The organism is Ekhidna sp. (assembly GCF_964218185.1).
Taxonomy (GTDB): Bacteria; Bacteroidota; Bacteroidia; order Cytophagales; family Cyclobacteriaceae; genus Ekhidna.
The window spans coordinates 181,174-199,394 of record NZ_CAXPLV010000001.1 but is presented as its reverse complement, the minus strand read 5'-3'; the positions used below and the strand labels follow the sequence as shown (position 1 = coordinate 199,394).

Genomic DNA, 18,221 nt, shown 5'->3' with positions numbered 1-18,221 from the left:
AAGAGGCTTTATTTATTTTTTTAATGTAAAATTATTTTTCAACGCCCGGAGCTCTGTTGAGGTATTCCTCATAGAGTTGTGTATGTCTGCTTACCATCGGGATATTCCATCCGTCTATAAACACATATTTTACCTGTGTTTTAGTTTCAAATGGATCTCCATCAGTTACAAACAGATTGGCAACTTTGCCTTTCTCTAATGAACCGTACATATCAGCTACACCGAAGATTTCTGCCGGAATAATTGTAACAGCTTTTAACGCCTCTTCTTTCCCCATACCATACGTCGCAGCAAATCCTGCATGGTAGGGGAGGTTTCGAGTGTTTTCCATATCATTGGTCCGTACTGCTACTTTCACACCAGCTTTTTGCATGGCTCCAGCGTTGGCGTATGGACGATCGTATCGATCATAATCACGCGTTGGATTGCTTAGCACCGGACCGGTGATTACAGGAATTCCCGCTTTCGCAATTTCATCCGCAACTCTCCAGCCTTCAGCCGCTCCACAGATGATCGCATCAGCACCTTTCTCCTCAATCCACTTCAAAGCAGATTTGATATCATTGGCGGAATTTACATTCACCAGTAATTTCATCTCTCCACGAACAACAGGAAGTAGTGCTTCCATCTCAGGGTAGTACGGCTGATCCTTGCCACCTGTAGCTGAATCAATTTTGTGGTACTGTACTGCTTTGTCCCACACATCATTTAGCTGCTTCAAGGATTTCTCAGCTGCTTTTTTGATGTCATCATCTGAACGACGATCCCATCGACCTCTTCGGCCTGTGGTGGGGAAATTCAATACGACACCCTTGAATCCCGCATACATCTGATCCGGGGTGTATCCGTGTAAGTTGATCAAAGCTGCAGTGCCCGGAAATAATCCACCTGAAGGCATAGTCAATGCAGTGGTTACTCCGTTCACCCGCGTTACAGGCAGAATTACCGAACTAGGATTAACAGCAGTCAAAGCTTGAATGTGGGGGATTACATCTCCAATCTCATTATTATCTCTTGTCCTAGGATCAGAGCTTACCTCTACGAGCCCTACCTGAGTTCCACCATCAATCATTCCAGGATAGATTGTCAGCCCTGAGCAGTCAATTGTTTTGGCTCCTTGAGGGATGCTTACACCTGCACCAACATCAGTAATTTTACCATCGGAAATGATGAGTGTTCCATTTTGAATGGTTCCTTTCGTGACTGTTTCAATGGTCGCATTAGTCAATGCAAACGTACCTGTCTCTGCACTTGGGATTTGTCCGAAGGCTAGTCCGGCTACTGCCACAAGTGCTAGTGTCATTATATTTTTTATGTTCTTTATCATGATATCTTATTTATCAGTGAACAAAAATTCTGTATTCTGCATGCATCGATCATGATCTTCAGCTTCCCAAAGCGTCACATCGATTTTCTCTTCTGCATCAGGGTAGATTCGCATGTCTGCAGGATCATTTTCACGATCGAAACGCACGATACCATCTACGATGGTCATCATTGGAATGGCATAGATGGATAGCGGGTGATTTTTAAAAATCGCTACATCGCCTTCTTTTCCTTCCTCCAATGAACCAACTCGAGCATCAATTCCCAGCTGCTTGGCAGGGTTGATTGTGATTAGCGAAAGCGCTTCATCATCAGAAAGACCTCCGTACTTCTGAGACTTGGCTGCCTCGTGGTACAGGTGACGGATAAGCTCGCCTGAATCAGAGTTGATAGAGGTAGTTACTCCATTTTTCGTAAGAATAGCTGCATTATAAGCTGTGCTATAGTACACCTCAAATTTGTACGCCCACCAGTCTGCAAATACGGAAGCTCCAGCTCCAAATTCAGCCAACTCAGGTGCTACCTTAAAGCCTTCGTTCACATGCTGAAATACCAGCTTATCAATGCCATAATCTTTGCAAACCTGCATCAACATATAGATTTCATCTGCACGATAGGAGTGGCAGTGGATGATGATATTTCCTTTCAGGATATCAGCTAGCGTTTCCAGTCTTAGATCATAAGCTGGTGCTTTGCCTTTAAATCCTTTTTTGTTTTTATCAGCATTGTACTTGTTCCAGGCCTCCATGTATTCTTTGGCTTGCTGGAAAGAACTTCTGATCACATGCTCGACACCCATTCTGGTTCTTGGTAGGATGTTGTTTCCTCCTCCATGCACTCGAGTTGGGTTTTCTCCCAGGGCAAACTTGATGGTACGCGGAGCACCAGCCATTCGCATTTTGTCAGGATCAATTTCTCCGTATCGGAACTTCACTGTTTCGCATTGTCCACCAATTGCATTGGCAGACCCGTGCATGGAGTGTGCAGAAGTAACACCGCCGGCTAGTGCCTGGTAGATGCCTACATCCAATGGATCAAGCGCATCGCCAACCCAAACTTCAGCAGTCACCGGACTGGTTGCCTCATTCACCGCATCCAATGCGAGGTGCGAGTGGGCATCTATGATACCCGGCATCACATACATACCATTCGCATCAATTGTTTTTGTTCCACTCGGAGCGCTCAGTCCTTGCCCGATCTTGGAAATCTTCCCATCCCGAATCAGGACATCTGTATTTTCAAGTGTGCCGTTCGTTACGGTCAGTACCGTCCCGTTTTTAATCAGCACACTGCCTTTGTCCTGTGCCATTACGAATGAGGCAGTCAGGAGTAGTATTGCTAGTATTTGTAATTTCTTCATGTCTAATCTCATTTTTGAGGTTCTCTAGATCCTTCCATTGGGAAGCTACCGAAAGCCGCCACTGACAAGGTTCCTTCAAAAGAATCACCATCGATATCCATGCTGATATCCACTGTGATTTCTTCACCCATATTCATTTTGAAAGAGAAGGAAACGTTGTTTCCATCCACTGTGATGTTTTCCAGGTCATTGGTGCTTCCATTGAAGCTTACGGTGATGGTTCCACTATAATCACCAGGAGTTCCTTTGATGGTAATTACACCGCTTCCATTTCCCTGAGGGGTTTCTGTCGTGTAGTTCCAAACACCAGCAGCATCAACTGCCTCGTCTCCATTGCTCTTTTTCTTTTTCTTCTTTTTAGCTTCATATTCATACTTCACACCGTCTACAAACACATATCTCACGTTTGCATCTTTGGTGAAGTAAGCCGTATCAGATACCATCAGGTTAGCCATTTTGCCGACTTCAATTGTTCCCATCAGGTTGGAAACGCCAAGGATGCTAGCAGGCTCTGTGGTGAGTGCAGCAAGCGCACGATCTTCAGAAAGACCATTTTCAATCACTTTCAATAGGTTGGTTCGGAAGTCTTTCGACTTCACCTCCATGGTGGAAAAACCAAACTTCACACCATTGCTGCTGAATTTACCAGCCTGAGTGTAATGGCTTTTTATCATTTCATTTTGTCTTTCCTGAAGTGCTTTCTCTTCCAGCTCTGCAGCTGTTGGTTCTTTTTCTTCTTCTTTCTTATCCTCCTTGGTATCTTCTTCTTTTTTCTCCTCTTCTTTCCACTCAGGAAGATCCAGTGAAAGGAATACAGGAGCTCCTGTTCCTTTGATGGCAGAGATTGCATCCCAGCCTTGCTTCACTTCCCCAAACATGATATTGAATCCAAGATCTCGTTGCAAGGCAATTGCTCGCATCACATCCTTCACGCTCTCGGTTTTGAAAGCCACCGTCATTTGCTTAGAAACCACAGGGTACAATGCCTCAAGCGTTGCATCTGGATTAGGTCGCTCCATGCCGTTCGGGTTGCTGTTGTATCTAGCCTGATAATCTCGGGCTTGGGCAGCTTTTCTGTACAGGTCACGATACTTCGCCATCACGCCAATTACCGTATTTGGATATACTCCGTCTGCTCCGGAAAATTGGGCAAACATGGAGGTTTGATCTTTTACGACCATACTTTCTCCATCAGTTCCGCCTAAGAGGACAATAGCTCCGGTACCCGGAAGCATCCCTTTATGAGGCACGCTGTGAGAGGTGGTAAATCCTAATCCTCTAAAATCTTCAACTGATTTATCACCTGGATTTAGCATGTCTCTCACCGAACTACCAGGGGTAATTCCTGCTCGTTTGTAGGTAGGAGTGCCTGTCATTCTTCGATCATCATTTTGCTCTTCATCCTTTGGCTTTTCAACGCCAATATTGGACATACCACTGATGAACCCGGCATACACAAACATCGAATCAGCATCTACCACCCAGGCATCTGCCGGGATAGCAATACTTGATCCTACTGCTTTGATAATTCCGTTTTCGATCAGCACGGTACCATTCTGGATGGTCTTGCCTGGTGCCTGCACAATCGTCGCATTTTTGATTGCATACTTGTTGGTTACAGGCTTCAGATCGCTATCCTGTGACATACCGATAAAGGGCACCAGCCCCATCAGTAATATCAGGATGACGCTTCTGAAAAAGCTGTCACGTTTTTGCATAGGTTATCTACTTTAGGTTTAAATAAATGGACATGAAATTTAGGAAATTCTGAGGGTAAGAAAACCAATATTATATGAGTGGTGTTACATTGCAGCATACGGCCAAACAGAACTAATAGAAACACTATGAAACTCGACATACTTGCCATAGTAGCTCACCCCGATGATGTAGAACTAGCCTTTGGGGGGACACTTCTTGTCCATGAAAAGCAGGGGTATAAAACAGGAGTGTTGGATCTGACGAAGGGAGAACTTGGAACAAGGGGTACGCCTGAGATACGAGCCAAAGAGGCCGAAGATGCTGCCAGGATTTTGAAACTATCTGTGCGGGAAAACCTAGGCCTGGCAGATGGATTTTTCGAAAACAACAAAGAAAACCAGCTCAAGGTAGCTGAGCAGATCAGGCGTTTCCGGCCAAAGATTGTGATTACCAACGCCATGTATGACCGGCACCCGGATCATTCTCGTGGATCACAACTGGTGGAGACTGCCTGTTTTATAGCAGGACTAAAAGCTGTGGAAACCGAGTGGGAAGGATCTAAACAAGAAGCTTACCGACCCGAGAAACTGTATTTCTCTATTCAAAGCACAGCGCATGAGCCGGATGTGCTGGTGGATGTTTCGGAGGTGATCGAGGAGCGCAGGGCCGCCATCAATGCCTTTAAATCCCAGTTTTACGATCCCAACAGCAATGAGCCGGAGACCTTTATCAGCTCCAAAGGATTTATGAGCATGCTGGAGTCACGCACACGAGAGTGGGGGCAAAGGATAGGCGTGGAGTATGCAGAAGGTTTTCAGGTGAAGCACTTTTTAGGAGTGAAAAGCTTGTTTGATTTGGTGTGATTAGACTTTAACCTCCCTATCCAAGTACCTCATCTGCACGAGATACGATTGCTTGGAGCCCTTTAAGAAAAAGTGTTTTTGCCTGAGCCAGTCCAGAGCTTCTTCCAGTTCCACGTTTTGGTAAAACTCATCCCGGCAGAAGTGAACAAACTTCAGAATCTTGAACGCATCAAACCAGTGAAAGAATCGCTTCTTAAACTGGTCTTGTGAGCTTACTTTGCTTTTTACTTCATTGATCTGCTCCTGCCAGTTATCTCCAAGAAAGGTAGCTACCGTCCTTGGAATCTTGCTGTTTTCCTCAGCCCAGAACGTATCCACTTTACTAAAGAATAGTTTCAGATCTTCAAAGGTATTGGGATGATAGACGGAGTATTCTTCAGCAGAGTTAATGATTTCATTCATCGCCTTTCCGGTCCCAAATGGTACCCGGTCAGACACACGATCTGAGGGACGGATGGTGGTGCTGTTGATTTCTACAAAACCTCCATGCGGTATGGTTTTGTTTAGGAAATAGAAATCCTCGCCAGCCTTTCGGGTATTCATGCCACCCACCTTTTCATACATGGAGGTGCGCACGGTTATGCATGAGCCTAGCGTCTGATGTGCGTATGGAAAACTAGCAAAACGTAACGCATCGATATAGTACCGCAGGTATAGCTCATAGTCCACGGTTGCCTCATGATTCTCTCGATGCAACTGATGTTCATAAAAGACAATCCCGGATTGTGTGCCAGGATCGGAGTAGGCGAGTTCTATCTCATCAAGGTAGTTTGTATCGCAGCGGCAGTCTGCATCATAGCATACAATTCCGCCATCATTTCCTGCCCTTCGGAAGATGCGTACAGCCTCATCCATTCCAATTTTTCGAGCAAGACCCACTCCGGCTTTTTTAGCCGGAAGCTTTTGATGGGAAACAAGAAGAGGGTAGGCACTTCTAAAGTTCTTGAGTTGCTTTAGCGTGAGATCATTCGCAGTTTTAACCGCTTCGGGGGCATCCTCAGATTCATTCACTACGACGATGATGAGCACCTCACCCTGCGGCTTTTCACACGCATTCAGAGCTTCCAGCGCTCCAATCAAATCTGGTTCTTTGAAACACGGAATCACAACTATCAGCGAAAGATTGGAAGGAGGCTGATAGTCAGGGAAGAGTTCGTGCGGCCATGCGTACCGCTCCAGATAGAGTGAGTGCATCAGGGAGATAATCTGCTTATTTTCCAGGTATCATCAGCCTGTCGTTGATAAAAAATACGATCGTGCAGGCGACTTCTCCTTCCTTGCCAAAATTCAAACGATTCAGGAATGACGAGGTAGCCTCCCCAGTTTTCAGGTAGTGGAATTTCTTTGTTTAAGAATCGCTCCTCCAGCATTTTTAGCTTTTCTTCCAATATGGATCGGTCAGCGATCTCACTGCTTTGATTGGAAGCCCAGGCACCTAGCTGGCTTGCTCTTGGGCGGGAATGAAAATATTGTGCAGAGTTCTCTTGAGATACCTTTTGTGCCTTTCCGTTGATGATAATCTGTCGTTCCAGCTCGTACCATGGAAATAACATGCTGATGTTGGAATTGCTATCAAGTTGCTGGCCTTTCTTACTTCCGTAGTTCGTATAAAAGGTGAAGCCATCTTTGCTGGCATCTTTTAAAAGGACGGTTCGTTGAGAAGGAACTCCCTGTTCACCAACTGTGCTGACAACCATCGCATTGGGTTCCAATATCTCGGAAGCTACAGCCTCTGAAAACCATTTATCAAACTGGTTGAAAGGATTGATGTCAATAGACTTTTCATCCAGATCAGCTTTCGCATATTCATTGCGCAATGAAGCGATATCTTCTCTCATGTTCCCCTTTCCTTTTACTTTTGAAAACTCAAGACAAGCGAAGGTAAAAAGGTTAAAATCAAAAAGCGATGAAGTTTAGAATTGACTTGACGGTAAACTCAAAAAAGGAGTGGGTGGAAGCTGTGATGGCAGATTTTGACACTTTCCTCCAGGACCATGCCGACTGTGAACGAAAGGCCTCCGGGATGGCGCTGAGTCTGGTGGCCAAGTATCCAAACCGAACTGAAATCATCCCCGAACTAATTGATACCTCGGTGGAGGAACTGGAGCATTTTAGAGATGTGTATGAAATCATGGAGAAGCGAGGCGTTCAGCTCAATCATGAAATCCCCAAGGATATGTACATACAGAAGTTGCTCAAAATCTGTCGTGATGGGAGAGAGGAGCGTTTTATGGATCGACTTCTGTTGGCATCATTGGTGGAGACACGAGGAGCTGAACGATTTAGATTGGTGTACGAAGCTTTAGGGGAAGGAGAACTAAAACAGTTTTATCATAGGCTGTGGGCTTCCGAAGCTCGTCATGGTGAGGTTTTTGTGAAAATGGCACTTAATTATTTTGATGAGCAGGAAGTGTACGATAGATTGGAGGAAATGAAACAAAAAGAGGGAGTGATTTTAAATGAACTTCCTATTAGACCAGCATTGCATTAAATGGATTATTTTTCATCAGATAAGTTAGTCATTCCGGAGCGAGGTGATCTTCTCATCTCCGAGCCGTATCTACCCGACCCAAATTTTGAGCGGACTGTCATCTTCCTTTGTGAGCATGATGACAATGGGACGTTTGGATTTGTGTTGAATAAAAAAGCTCACGTAGAGTTGAAAGAAGTAATTGACGAGGTGGGGAGCTATCCTGGGAGATTATTTATTGGAGGACCTGTGGAACATGATACGCTTCACTTTCTTCATAGAGAGCCAGCACTAGCCGATTCGTCCAGAGAAGTTGTGAAAGGAACTTATTGGGGTGGAGATTTCAATAAATTGACGGAAATGATGAATACCCGAGTCATTCAACCCGAGGATGTCCGATTCTTTATTGGTTACTCAGGATGGGCACCAGGGCAGCTGATGGACGAGATGAAAGCTAAGTCCTGGATCGTTTTAAAAAACACCACTTCAGAAATGATTTTTGATTGGGACAACCAAGACCTATGGAAAGCGTGTCTAAACACCATGGGTGGTAAGTATCGCCTAATGTCTAACTATCCAAAAGATCCCCGTTTGAATTAGGGTATTTGGTTAGTTTTGTGTCATAGAGAAAAGTAATAGGTTCCATAATGGATAATGCAGAGAAATTGCAGGACGTTTCAGACGAAATCAAGAATGAAACGCCTGATGAAGTTCAGAGTCAAGCTGAATTAAGTAACCAAGATCAACCGGAAGCAGAGGAGAAGCAGAAGGAAGAAGTAACTGAGGAGGCTGAAGAAATAAGTGCAGAGGTTAAACCTGAAGAGGTTGCAGCTGAAGAAAAGAGTGAAGAAGCCGAGGAGGAAAAGAAGGAAGAAGCGGCTGATCAACCAATAGCAGAAGAGAAGAAATCTACAGCGGGCGATACAAATGCTGAAGAAGAGGATCATCCTGGTGACGAGCACGAAGAAGATGAGCACGATGAGGAACTAGATTTTGATCATGCCACGAAAGAGGAGATCATCTCCAAGATTCGGGAAATAAAGAATGAAGAAAATATCCGATCGCTCGATCGGGTTTTGAAAGCTATCAAGCCACGTTTTGATGAGCTATATGAAATCTCTAAGAATGAAGCACTGCAGAAGTTTGTTTCTGAAGGAAACGAAGCAGACGCTTTCGAATATCATGGAGATGAAATTGATAAAGAGTTTTTCGCGCTCTATGGTCAGCTTAGATCCAAGCGAAATAAGCACTATAAAGATTTAGAGAGTCAGAAAGAGAGCAACCTAAAGAAAAAGGAAAATTTACTCGAGCAACTTCGGGAGATAGTAGATGGTGAGGAATCATCCAACAGCATCAACTCCGTACGCGAGCTACAGCAAGAATGGAAAAAGACAGGTCCGGTACCTGGAGCACAAAACAAAACACTGTGGGCAAACTACAATGCCCTCCTTGATCGATACTATGACAATCGAAGTATTTACTTCGAATTGAAGGATCTGGATAGAAAGAAAAACTTAAAGCTTAAAGAGGAGCTTTGTGAGAAGGCTGAGGCGCTGAATGAAATGGAGGATATGAAGACCGCCATCATTCAATTGAATGAGCTTCACGAAGAGTACAAGCACATAGGTCCCGTACCTAAAGAAAATCAAGAGCCTCTGTGGCAAAGATTTAAAGCTGCCTCTGACGCGATCTATGCTAAGCGAAAGGATTATTTTGAAGAACTAAAGGTAGAGTTTGAAGCCAACCTCGTTAAGAAAAATGAGTTGATTCAAAAGGTGACTGAGTTCACTAAATTCAACTCTGATCGAATCACCGAATGGAATGGCAAGACCAAAGAATTGCTGGAAATTCAGAAGCAGTGGGAGGCTATTGGTGGAGTGCCACGGGATAAAGCCAAGGAAACCAACAAGGCTTTCTGGAATTCTTTCAAGGGATTTTTTGCTAATAAAAATCAATTCTTCAAAGAGCTTGAATCTAAGCGGGATGAAAATCTGAAGAAAAAAGAGGAGCTTATCTCAAAGGCTGAGGGATTGAAGGATAGTGAGGAGTGGAACTCTACTGCAGATAAGTTTAAGCACTTGCAAGCTCAGTGGAAGGAAATCGGGCCTGTGCCGGAAAAAGTGAGGAATGAAACCTATAAGAGATTCAAAGCTGCATGTGATCATTTCTTCAACAAGCGAAGAGAGCAGAATCAGGAGCAATTCAAGGCATATGAGGACAATCTTCAACTAAAACTGAAGGTGTGTGACCAACTGGAAGCTGCCGGAAGTGGGGATGATGTGAATCTGGATGATCTATATGATCTTATCGATAGTTATACATCCATAGGGTTTGTGCCGAAGAATGCAATCAAGAAGATTCGTAATCGATTCGATAAGGTGAAGGAAATCATTCTTTCAAATGAGGCCATTCACGAGGATGATCGTACCGATCTGAGAAATCATATTTCCATGGGCAGGTTGAAAAATACTCCTGGTGGAGAGCAAAAACTTCATAGGAAAGAACACTCAATCAAACGTAAGATTTCCAGTATTGAAAATGACATTGCTACCTGGAATACCAATATGGAATTTTTTGCTGATTCAGCGACAGCAGACAAGCTAAAAGCGGACATGCAGGATAAGATTGACAAAGCTGAAAGTGAGTTGGAGGAATTAAAATCTCAACTCGCTGCAATTTCTGCACAAAATTGAAAAATAGATTTGCGAAATAGCGGGACACTGCTATTTTTGCAAACCGTTTTGAACACCTCAAACGTGAGGATATAAAGAAAACGGAAACTCTTCCCTCAAACGAGAGGGATTTATCTAAAGAAACTGAAGCCTCCATAGCTCAGCTGGCCAGAGCAACTGACTTGTAATCAGTAGGTCGTTGGTTCGAATCCGACTGGGGGCTCTCTGAAAATCAGGCACTTACGTTTTGTGAGTGCCTTTTTTTATGCGCGTGGTATAGTTGCGTGGTATAGTTTGGTCTTTTAGCGAGCAAATCCCCACTATTTACTAGTACAAACCTGTCTCAATTAAGAGACAAAGCAGCTGATCAGAGCAGATGGAGTACCATCTTTCCTAACTATACTTAATTTCTCGCTAGTCCAGCATAATCTACTTCCCATTCATTCAATCAAAGTACTCTTTCGTCCTCAAAATCATACCATTTGTTCATTAAGTTACTATTCTTATTGAATTTATAACCAAGTACATATATGTTTGTCGGCTACTTGTTTTAGCTGTATAAGTATAAACCACTATAACCTAACCTATTCAATGCTCACTATTTGGTCGCAATCAGCGAAAAGAGTTGCCTTGCTTACGATATTGTCCGTTGTTAGCAAATTTTCTCAATCACAGGAAAATAAATTTGATTTTGTTCCACCATCGCCCAACGCATCGGCTCTGGGTGAGTATGGGGCCCACCCGGTGGATTTATCAAGTGGTGCAGTAAATGTCAATATTCCTATTTATCAATTTAAAGCCGGTGACATCACTATTCCCATTTCGCTCAGTCACAGAACTACAGGATTGAAAGTGGATCAGACTGAATCGTGGGCGGGATTAGGATGGGAATTAAATGCGGGAGGGGTGGTTACCCGGACCATCTACGACGAAGTAGATGAAGAGGCAGCCATGAAAAACGAAATGTACCCATACCCAGAGGATATGAGTATGGATAATTTCGAAGCGCTGCAATATATCTCAAAAGAAATAGAGGATGATGGTTTTGATACCCAGATAGATGAGTATAGCTATAATTTCAATGGATATACGGGTAAATTCGTTTTTGACAGGAACGGAATCCCAAAATTTATTCCTAAAACGAATCTACTGGTTGAAAAATCATTCAACTCATTAGGAAATGGTGAAGTAGTTTTTACAACCCCTGATGGTATAAAATATTTTTTTGGAGGAGACTATGAGGAAATATCATACATGGAGAGCACCGGGCTAACGGGTTGCTCAAAGACTTTTGATCGGCGCAGGGTAACCGCATGGTATTTATACAAGGTGGTTTCCCCTAAGGGCACCACTGTTCATTTAGAGTATACCCCTACTAGTTACACGTATCCGCTCGCTGTGCAGCAGAGTAAGACGGTGCTGCAAATGAGTGAGGATCAAGGGTGTAGCGATGGGGAGGGATGTGAAGCACCGGGTCCGGTCTTGTGCGCTTCGCAGCTAAATATGGACAAGAGCCAGGTATTGTCCAGGATTTACAGTGATGGAATTGGTGAGGTTGTATTTAACATTAGTTATAGTGTTGGTTCCAGGCTTGCTCTTTTGAATGACATTTACGTGAAGGATGAACTTAACACCACTAAAAAGCATTTTTCCTTTGAGTATGAGGCAGTAACACCCACACAGTTTAGTAATCCAGATTTTTCCGATCCATTAGATCGCTATTTTTTAACCGCTTTTTATGAGAAAAATCCGTCAAATGGTGAGAAAGTTTCGGCTCATCAATTCAACTATATAGATAAGGAAAATATACCCCCTCGCTTATCCTATGCACAAGATCATTGGGGTTATTTCAATGGAAAAAGTAATAGTGGACTATTACCCAAAACGGATGATAGTTTCTTTATTGACGATCCGAATGCCACAGCTGATCGATCTCCAAACTTTTCCTACGCAGTAAAAGGCGCGTTACGCTCCATTACCTATCCGACTGGCGGTACCACTACTTTTTTTTATGAGCCTAATTATGTTGAGCCTATTGGAACAGTATTCAATGAGGATAAAGAGATTCGAACAAACCTGGCTTTGCAAGGAGAATTCAACCAGAATATTACAAAGACAATTTATAGTGCTAAAGACCAATTAGTAGATGTAACAGCAATCTTAAAGCCACTGAATCCTCCAAACCCTAACGCCCACACTATTAAAGAGGTCCTTTTTAAGATTATAAATGAATCAACGGGGCAGCCGAAGTTTCAAAGTGAGGCACCTGTTTTATTATATCAGGACTATGATTATAACTACTATGAAAGCAGTAAAATCACTCTTGTTGCCGGTGAGAAATACACCGTTCAGATTATTTCAGATGCAGGCGAGGATGTGGAAATGTGGCTTGCTGTAAGCTATATTTCTGATGTCCAGCAAATTCTTATCTCAGATGATGTGAAAGCGGAGGCCGGAGGAATGCGTATCAAAAAAATGATTGATGATCCGGGCGTTGATGATTCTCCGATTGTGAAAAAATACGATTATACAAACTTTAGTAATTCAAAATCCTCAGCTGAAATACCATACGTTCCATACTATTTCTCTACGAATCGAACGATAGGAACCTGCTTTTCAGGGGATGAATTTGGTGGTGGAATTGTGGAATCTACGTGTGACTTCAAAAGTTTACATGGAAAGAGTGTTCTTCCACTTACTAATAATTCAGGTTCCCACATTACATACCGAAACGTTACTATACTTCATGGTGAAAATGCTGAGAATGGTAAGGAGGAAATAACCTTTCGGACTATGAGTGATAGTCCAGGCAGAATCGTTCATGGTAATGACATACCCGGTTCGCCTCATTCCAATGGATGGGGGAATGGCCTTGAGACGAAGCGAGAAATATTTGGAAATCAGGATGGAAGCTTTGTTTTAAAGAAAAGGATAACGCATGGTTATGGTAGTGATGATGCTGGATTTGATAATATAAAAAGTCTGGTTGTGCGGGATCACAGTTCGCCTATTAAAAGACAGTTTGTCTATGATTGTGATGAGACGAATGTAGAAAAGGTTTACTACGCTCGTCAGTGTGTGAAGAAAAACTATGATCCGAATCATGAGCATTCCTGGGCTTCCAGTTTATTTGGGCCTACCAAATGCATCGGTGGGGATATGCAAGATGTAGCATATGGTTATCATCCATGCTATGGAGATAGCATAGGGAGTCAGGCGGTAGACCATCAATATTTTGATAACATCAATATTCTAGAATATTATCGGAGGTCTTTTTGGTTTTATGATACACTAAAAACAGAAGAAGTATTTGATGAACATGCAAATGTGCTTACCATAGTCCATGACTATGAATATGATAACCCGGAACACCGCCAGCTCTCGAGGTATATCTTAACCAGGAGTGATGGAAGTCAGACCACAGAGTATCATTACTATCCACATGATTATAATGAGAACCTTACTGAGTATAATATAAGTGGATTAAAGGACGGGAATTTTAGGGTTCCTATCAAGACAGAAAAAACGGTTGCTGGTCAATTAGTCTCCGGTAATGTGGTGGTTTACAATGATAAAGGCCAACCAGTAAAAACATATCAGTATAGAAATAGTGATTTGATTACTCGTGAGGAACATGACCCTAATGTTTACCTCCCAAATTTCTATGAGCTGAGCATGCGCTGGCAGTACAATGAATATGGAAATCTGGCAGAGTTTAAGAAAAACGAAGGAGACAAATCAACAGCATTTATCTGGGGATTTGATGGGAAATTTCCAGTAGCTAAGCTTGAGAACACCACAGCTTCACAGTTGGAGGCAATTGGAATTGACCTGGCTCCATCTGGTAATTTACCAGCTTCATCAGTTGCCGCTTTGAGCAATCTACCTCCAGAAAGCTTGATTACCATTTATGAATATGATCCAATTTATGGACTAATTAAAGTCACAGATCCAAACCAAAGACAAACAAAATATGAATACGATGAATTGGGAAGGCTTAAGCAGGTTATTGAGGTGACGGAGGATGGAGAAAACATTCTGAATGTCTATTCCTACCATTATAATTCAAAGTAGCGACAAGCGTATTATGAAATCACATAATTCTTATGCAATGAAAATTAATGCAAACCAATTCATTAGTAATGTTGAGTCTGTAAGGAATAAGATCATTGTTGACTTACGCTTTTTGTTGATGATAGTACTTGTGATTGGTTTTACAAGTAAGGTTGTTAGTCAAACTTGTGTTAGTGATAGACTTACATACTCAGTTGATATACCTTCTTCCGGACCCGGCGGGCCAGCTCCTGGAGGAGGAACTGTGAGTTGGACAATAACACCAACCTCAGGTTATCAAAATAAATCTGTGTCCAATGATGGTGTCAAGAGTTATTTAACAGTGACATGGACTGTGAAAGGTAGTTATCAGGTTGTTGCTAAGGATTTGTCAGATAACTCTGTTCTCAAGACAATAACCGTCAATGTTCAGGGAGCCTCAGGAGGGACGCTAGTGGCACAAGAAGGTAATAATTTATGCTCTGAAGGCACAATAAATTTTACGGTTTCAGGATACAGTGGAAGCAGCTTTCAATTGCAAAACCTGACAACCGGTCAGACATACAATGGCACCTCATTCAATAATATTTATGTTAGTGAGACAAGTGAGTTTAGATTCAAGGCGAATCCTCCTTCATATTGTTCCAGTCCTGCAGCCTATTCTAATACCGTTATGGTAGAAGTTATTGATTATAGCCCTGGTTTAGTGAGTATAGCTTCTCAGGGGGAGTTATGCGATGGTAATAATGAGACACTTACAGTCACGGTGGGTGGCGCCCATCCGGACCTGTATTTATTCGAGGTTCGGTGGAGGTATGCAGGAGGTTCCTGGAAGGTAATTGGGTTACCGGCTTTTGAAGACCCATATACAGCAGAATTTGTTGCTAATAATGATGTAGAGGTTTATGCTGTCATGAAGAGTGGGGAATGTACGTACAATACACCTACGGAGCAGAGGGTTTTCTATGGACCACAGTCTGCTAATGTTAGCCAGATTAATGGTCCATCACAAGTATGTAGTAATACCCCAATTGAACTATCTATTACAAGCAATGCCAATTCCATTGAATGGCGAAAGATTGTAAATGGTAATACAAGTGGTATTTTAAGCACAGGTACAACGTTTACTGATAGCCAGGGATTAAGTGCAGTAAGTGCTACTTATCAAGTCACATCAAAATTCACAGGTCCGTGTTCACCTCTTGATATAGTTCGAACACATACTGTTGGAATAATAGAGGAGGATCCTGGTGTTATTTCAATAGGCAAAGGATCCATTTTTATAGGTGAGTCCATCGTACCTGCATATTTTGGGGAAGCGAATTTTATGAACTTTGAAATTAGTAAGGCTGGAGAAGAAAATTGGATCCCATTTTCAGAGTTTTATACTTTAGAGGAAGTTGGTTACTATGAAGTTCGTGCTAAAGTAAATCTGATTTGTTCAGGAATGGTACGCACACCTAGGGTCAATTTGCAGGTGAACCATATAGATCCGTTGACGCCCGGAAGCATTGGAGGAAATACCACAATTTGTGAAGGTGATTACGCGAATCTTGGGGTAGAACCAGCTGAAGGTGGTTCTGGGTTTTATAGCTATACCTGGCAAAAAGAGATAAATGGAGAATGGGAAGACATAGCTACAGGAGGACAGTTCTATTTAACTAAAACCGCTGGAACTTATAGGAGGGAAGTAACTTCTAAACACCTTACTGAATATAGTAATACCGTTGAGGTTACTGTTTTGCCAAATTTTGGTGGATCAATATACGGTAATACTGTTCGATTTCAATCTGGTATAGCCACATACTCACTTATAGGAAATACTGGAACAATTTTACGCTGGAAAATAAAGTATAGAGATGATCTTTATTCTACTTGGTCAACTTGGGATATAACAGAAACAAACAAACAAAAGATTTCCTTTGATTTGGAGAAGAATTCCGGAGGTTATCGATACTATCAGATTGTCGCAGAGGTTCGAACCAACTCGTGCCCAATTGAATATCCAACTTTGGACGTAATTGTTAAGGATGTAGGAATGAATTATATCCATTCCTATACTCCTAAAATTGAAGTTAACCAAGATGTAATTTCAGCAAATGATCCTGCAGAAGTCTCTGAATCCATTAGCTATATAGACGGATTAGGAAGAAAAAACTTGGATGTCATAAGGCAAGCCTCTTCACTCTTATCTCTGGATATTGCCCAACCTACAAGGTATGATAGATTTGGCCGAATTAGTAAGAAATACTTACCCTATATAAGAGAGGTTTCAGATGGAACATTTGATGAATATGCAATCGTTAACCAGCATAATTTTTACTCAAGCATGTATGGCAATGATGGTGACTTTGCGTTCAGTGAAACTAAATTTATTAACTCTCCGATTAGTCAACCTATTGAACAGGGTGGCCCTGGTGAAGTATGGCAAATCGGGCAGCAAAGTCTTATTTATGATTATCAGATAGATGCCCAAGATGAAGTCATACTCTGGAAATTTGAATCACTGCTGGCCACACCAATTGCGCATTATGGTTCAGAACCTCTCTACAAAACAACAACCACAGATGAAGACGAACATGTCACGATAGAGTACACAGATAAGTCAGGTCAGGTTATTTTAAAGTCAAGTGATGTAGGGGACGGACAGCAGGCCAGGACGTATTACATCTACGATGATTTTGGTAGGTTGCGAGTGGTATTGCCACCTGAAGCTACGGATCGGTTAACGGCTGAGTTCTTTGCTCCTGGGTCGGATCGTCAGCAGTTTTTAGACCGCTGGGCTTTTCAATACACCTATGATGACCGTGGACGGATGACTGAGAAGAAAGTACCCGGCGCAGAGAAGGTGCTGATGGTGTATGACAAATGGGATCGTCTGGTACTTACTCAGGATGGAAATCAGCGAAACGACAACCAGTGGTTATTTACCAAGTACGATCAATTGAACCGGCCTGTCATGACGGGAATCGTCAATGATCGGGTAGAATTGATAAGTGAGGTTGAGGATGATGCACGAAATAATCGAGCGGAGACCATGTTGGGAACCGGTTATTTACCCGAGACCCAATATACAGATACCAGCTACCCATTGGATGCCGATATTTCGGAGTATCATACGATCACCTACTATGATAACTACGATTTTGTCTCTGCTTCAGACCTTTCGGATACCATATATAGCTGTCCGGATGAGTTCAAAGGAGTAAACGTAGATGCTTATCACTTACTTCCGGAGTTGCAGGAGCAGGTAAAAGGCCAGGTTACCGGATCAAAGACAAAGATACTAGGTACTCCAGATTACCTTGAGACCATTACCTACTATGATGATAGGTACCGTGTGATCCAGGTGGTAAGTGAGAACCATCTAGGAGGGGTGGATATCATCAGCAACCAATACGATTTTGTGGGAAATGTACGTCGCATGAAATCAGTACATACTGAAGGTACAAATACCACCACTATGCTATTGGATTATGCTTATGACCATGCCAATCGATTGCTTAGCTGCACCCATCAACTGAATGCAGAGCCTCCATTGCTATTGTACAGCAATGAATACAACGAGCTGGGCGAGCTGGTAGGTAAGAATTTGCATTACTCTGAGGAGGATGCCGAATATAGTCAGTACCTGGATTACGAATACAATATCAGAGGATGGTTGAGGAGTATCAATGAGTCATCCCTTTCAGGGGATACTTCTGGTTCTGAGCCAGCAGATCTCTTTAGCCTTGAGTTGATTTATAATACCACAATTCCTACTTCACCTAGCAACTAAA

General features: G+C 42.6%; 11 protein-coding genes and 1 tRNA gene. 7 read left to right on the top strand and 5 right to left on the bottom strand.

Annotated features, from left to right (window positions below; translation table 11 throughout):
• Window positions 1–31 precede the first annotated feature (31 nt).
• Genes ACEQZT_RS00940 through ACEQZT_RS00930 form a run of 3 tightly spaced genes read right to left on the bottom strand, consistent with a single transcriptional unit; the run spans window position 32 to window position 4,404 of the window.
• Window positions 32–1,327 (bottom strand): amidohydrolase family protein, encoded by a 1,296-nt coding sequence (locus ACEQZT_RS00940; RefSeq protein WP_370086324.1) that lies wholly within the window; start codon window positions 1,325–1,327, stop codon window positions 32–34.
• A 6-nt stretch (window positions 1,328–1,333) separates the two neighbouring features.
• Window positions 1,334–2,686, bottom strand: a complete 1,353-nt coding sequence (locus ACEQZT_RS00935) for an amidohydrolase (protein WP_370086322.1) — start codon at window positions 2,684–2,686, stop codon at window positions 1,334–1,336.
• Window positions 2,687–2,694: 8 nt separating this feature from the next.
• Window positions 2,695–4,404: an amidohydrolase family protein gene (locus tag ACEQZT_RS00930; RefSeq protein WP_370086320.1), complete on the bottom strand. Its 1,710-nt coding sequence runs from the start codon at window positions 4,402–4,404 to the stop codon at window positions 2,695–2,697.
• Between the two features lie 126 nt (window positions 4,405–4,530).
• Here ACEQZT_RS00930 and bshB1 point away from each other — a divergent pair, with 126 nt between their 5' ends.
• The gene (gene bshB1, locus ACEQZT_RS00925) at window positions 4,531–5,247 is read left to right on the top strand and encodes a bacillithiol biosynthesis deacetylase BshB1 (RefSeq protein ID WP_370086318.1); all 717 of its coding nucleotides are present in this window, start codon (window positions 4,531–4,533) and stop codon (window positions 5,245–5,247) included.
• Here bshB1 and ACEQZT_RS00920 read toward each other — a convergent pair whose 3' ends face one another.
• Both ACEQZT_RS00920 and pdxH read right to left on the bottom strand, forming a co-directional pair.
• Entirely contained in the window at window positions 5,248–6,441 is a 1,194-nt protein-coding gene (locus ACEQZT_RS00920) for a glycosyltransferase family 2 protein (RefSeq protein WP_370086316.1), read from the bottom strand.
• The gene (pdxH, locus tag ACEQZT_RS00915; RefSeq protein ID WP_370086314.1) at window positions 6,441–7,085 is read right to left on the bottom strand and encodes a pyridoxamine 5'-phosphate oxidase; all 645 of its coding nucleotides are present in this window, start codon (window positions 7,083–7,085) and stop codon (window positions 6,441–6,443) included. The genes ACEQZT_RS00920 and pdxH overlap by 1 nt, the downstream gene beginning before the upstream one ends.
• Window positions 7,086–7,153: 68 nt before the next feature.
• On the opposite strand from pdxH, the gene ACEQZT_RS00910 reads away from it, so the two are divergent.
• From ACEQZT_RS00910 to ACEQZT_RS00885, 6 genes are all read left to right on the top strand, one after another.
• The gene (locus ACEQZT_RS00910; RefSeq protein ID WP_370086313.1) at window positions 7,154–7,738 is read left to right on the top strand and encodes a tRNA-(ms[2]io[6]A)-hydroxylase; all 585 of its coding nucleotides are present in this window, start codon (window positions 7,154–7,156) and stop codon (window positions 7,736–7,738) included.
• Window positions 7,739–8,317 (top strand): YqgE/AlgH family protein, encoded by a 579-nt coding sequence (locus ACEQZT_RS00905; RefSeq protein ID WP_370086311.1) that lies wholly within the window; start codon window positions 7,739–7,741, stop codon window positions 8,315–8,317.
• 47 nt (window positions 8,318–8,364) lie between these two features.
• Window positions 8,365–10,410 carry a DUF349 domain-containing protein gene (locus ACEQZT_RS00900; RefSeq protein ID WP_370086309.1) on the top strand — a complete coding sequence of 682 codons (2,046 nt, stop codon included), beginning with the start codon at window positions 8,365–8,367 and terminating at the stop codon, window positions 10,408–10,410.
• A gap of 128 nt (window positions 10,411–10,538) precedes the next feature.
• Window positions 10,539–10,612, top strand: a tRNA-Thr gene (locus ACEQZT_RS00895).
• A gap of 368 nt (window positions 10,613–10,980) precedes the next feature.
• Entirely contained in the window at window positions 10,981–14,463 is a 3,483-nt protein-coding gene (locus ACEQZT_RS00890; protein WP_370086307.1) for a hypothetical protein, read from the top strand.
• Between the two features lie 37 nt (window positions 14,464–14,500).
• Window positions 14,501–18,220: a DUF6443 domain-containing protein gene (locus ACEQZT_RS00885; RefSeq protein WP_370086305.1), complete on the top strand. Its 3,720-nt coding sequence runs from the start codon at window positions 14,501–14,503 to the stop codon at window positions 18,218–18,220.
• Window position 18,221 lies beyond the last annotated feature (1 nt).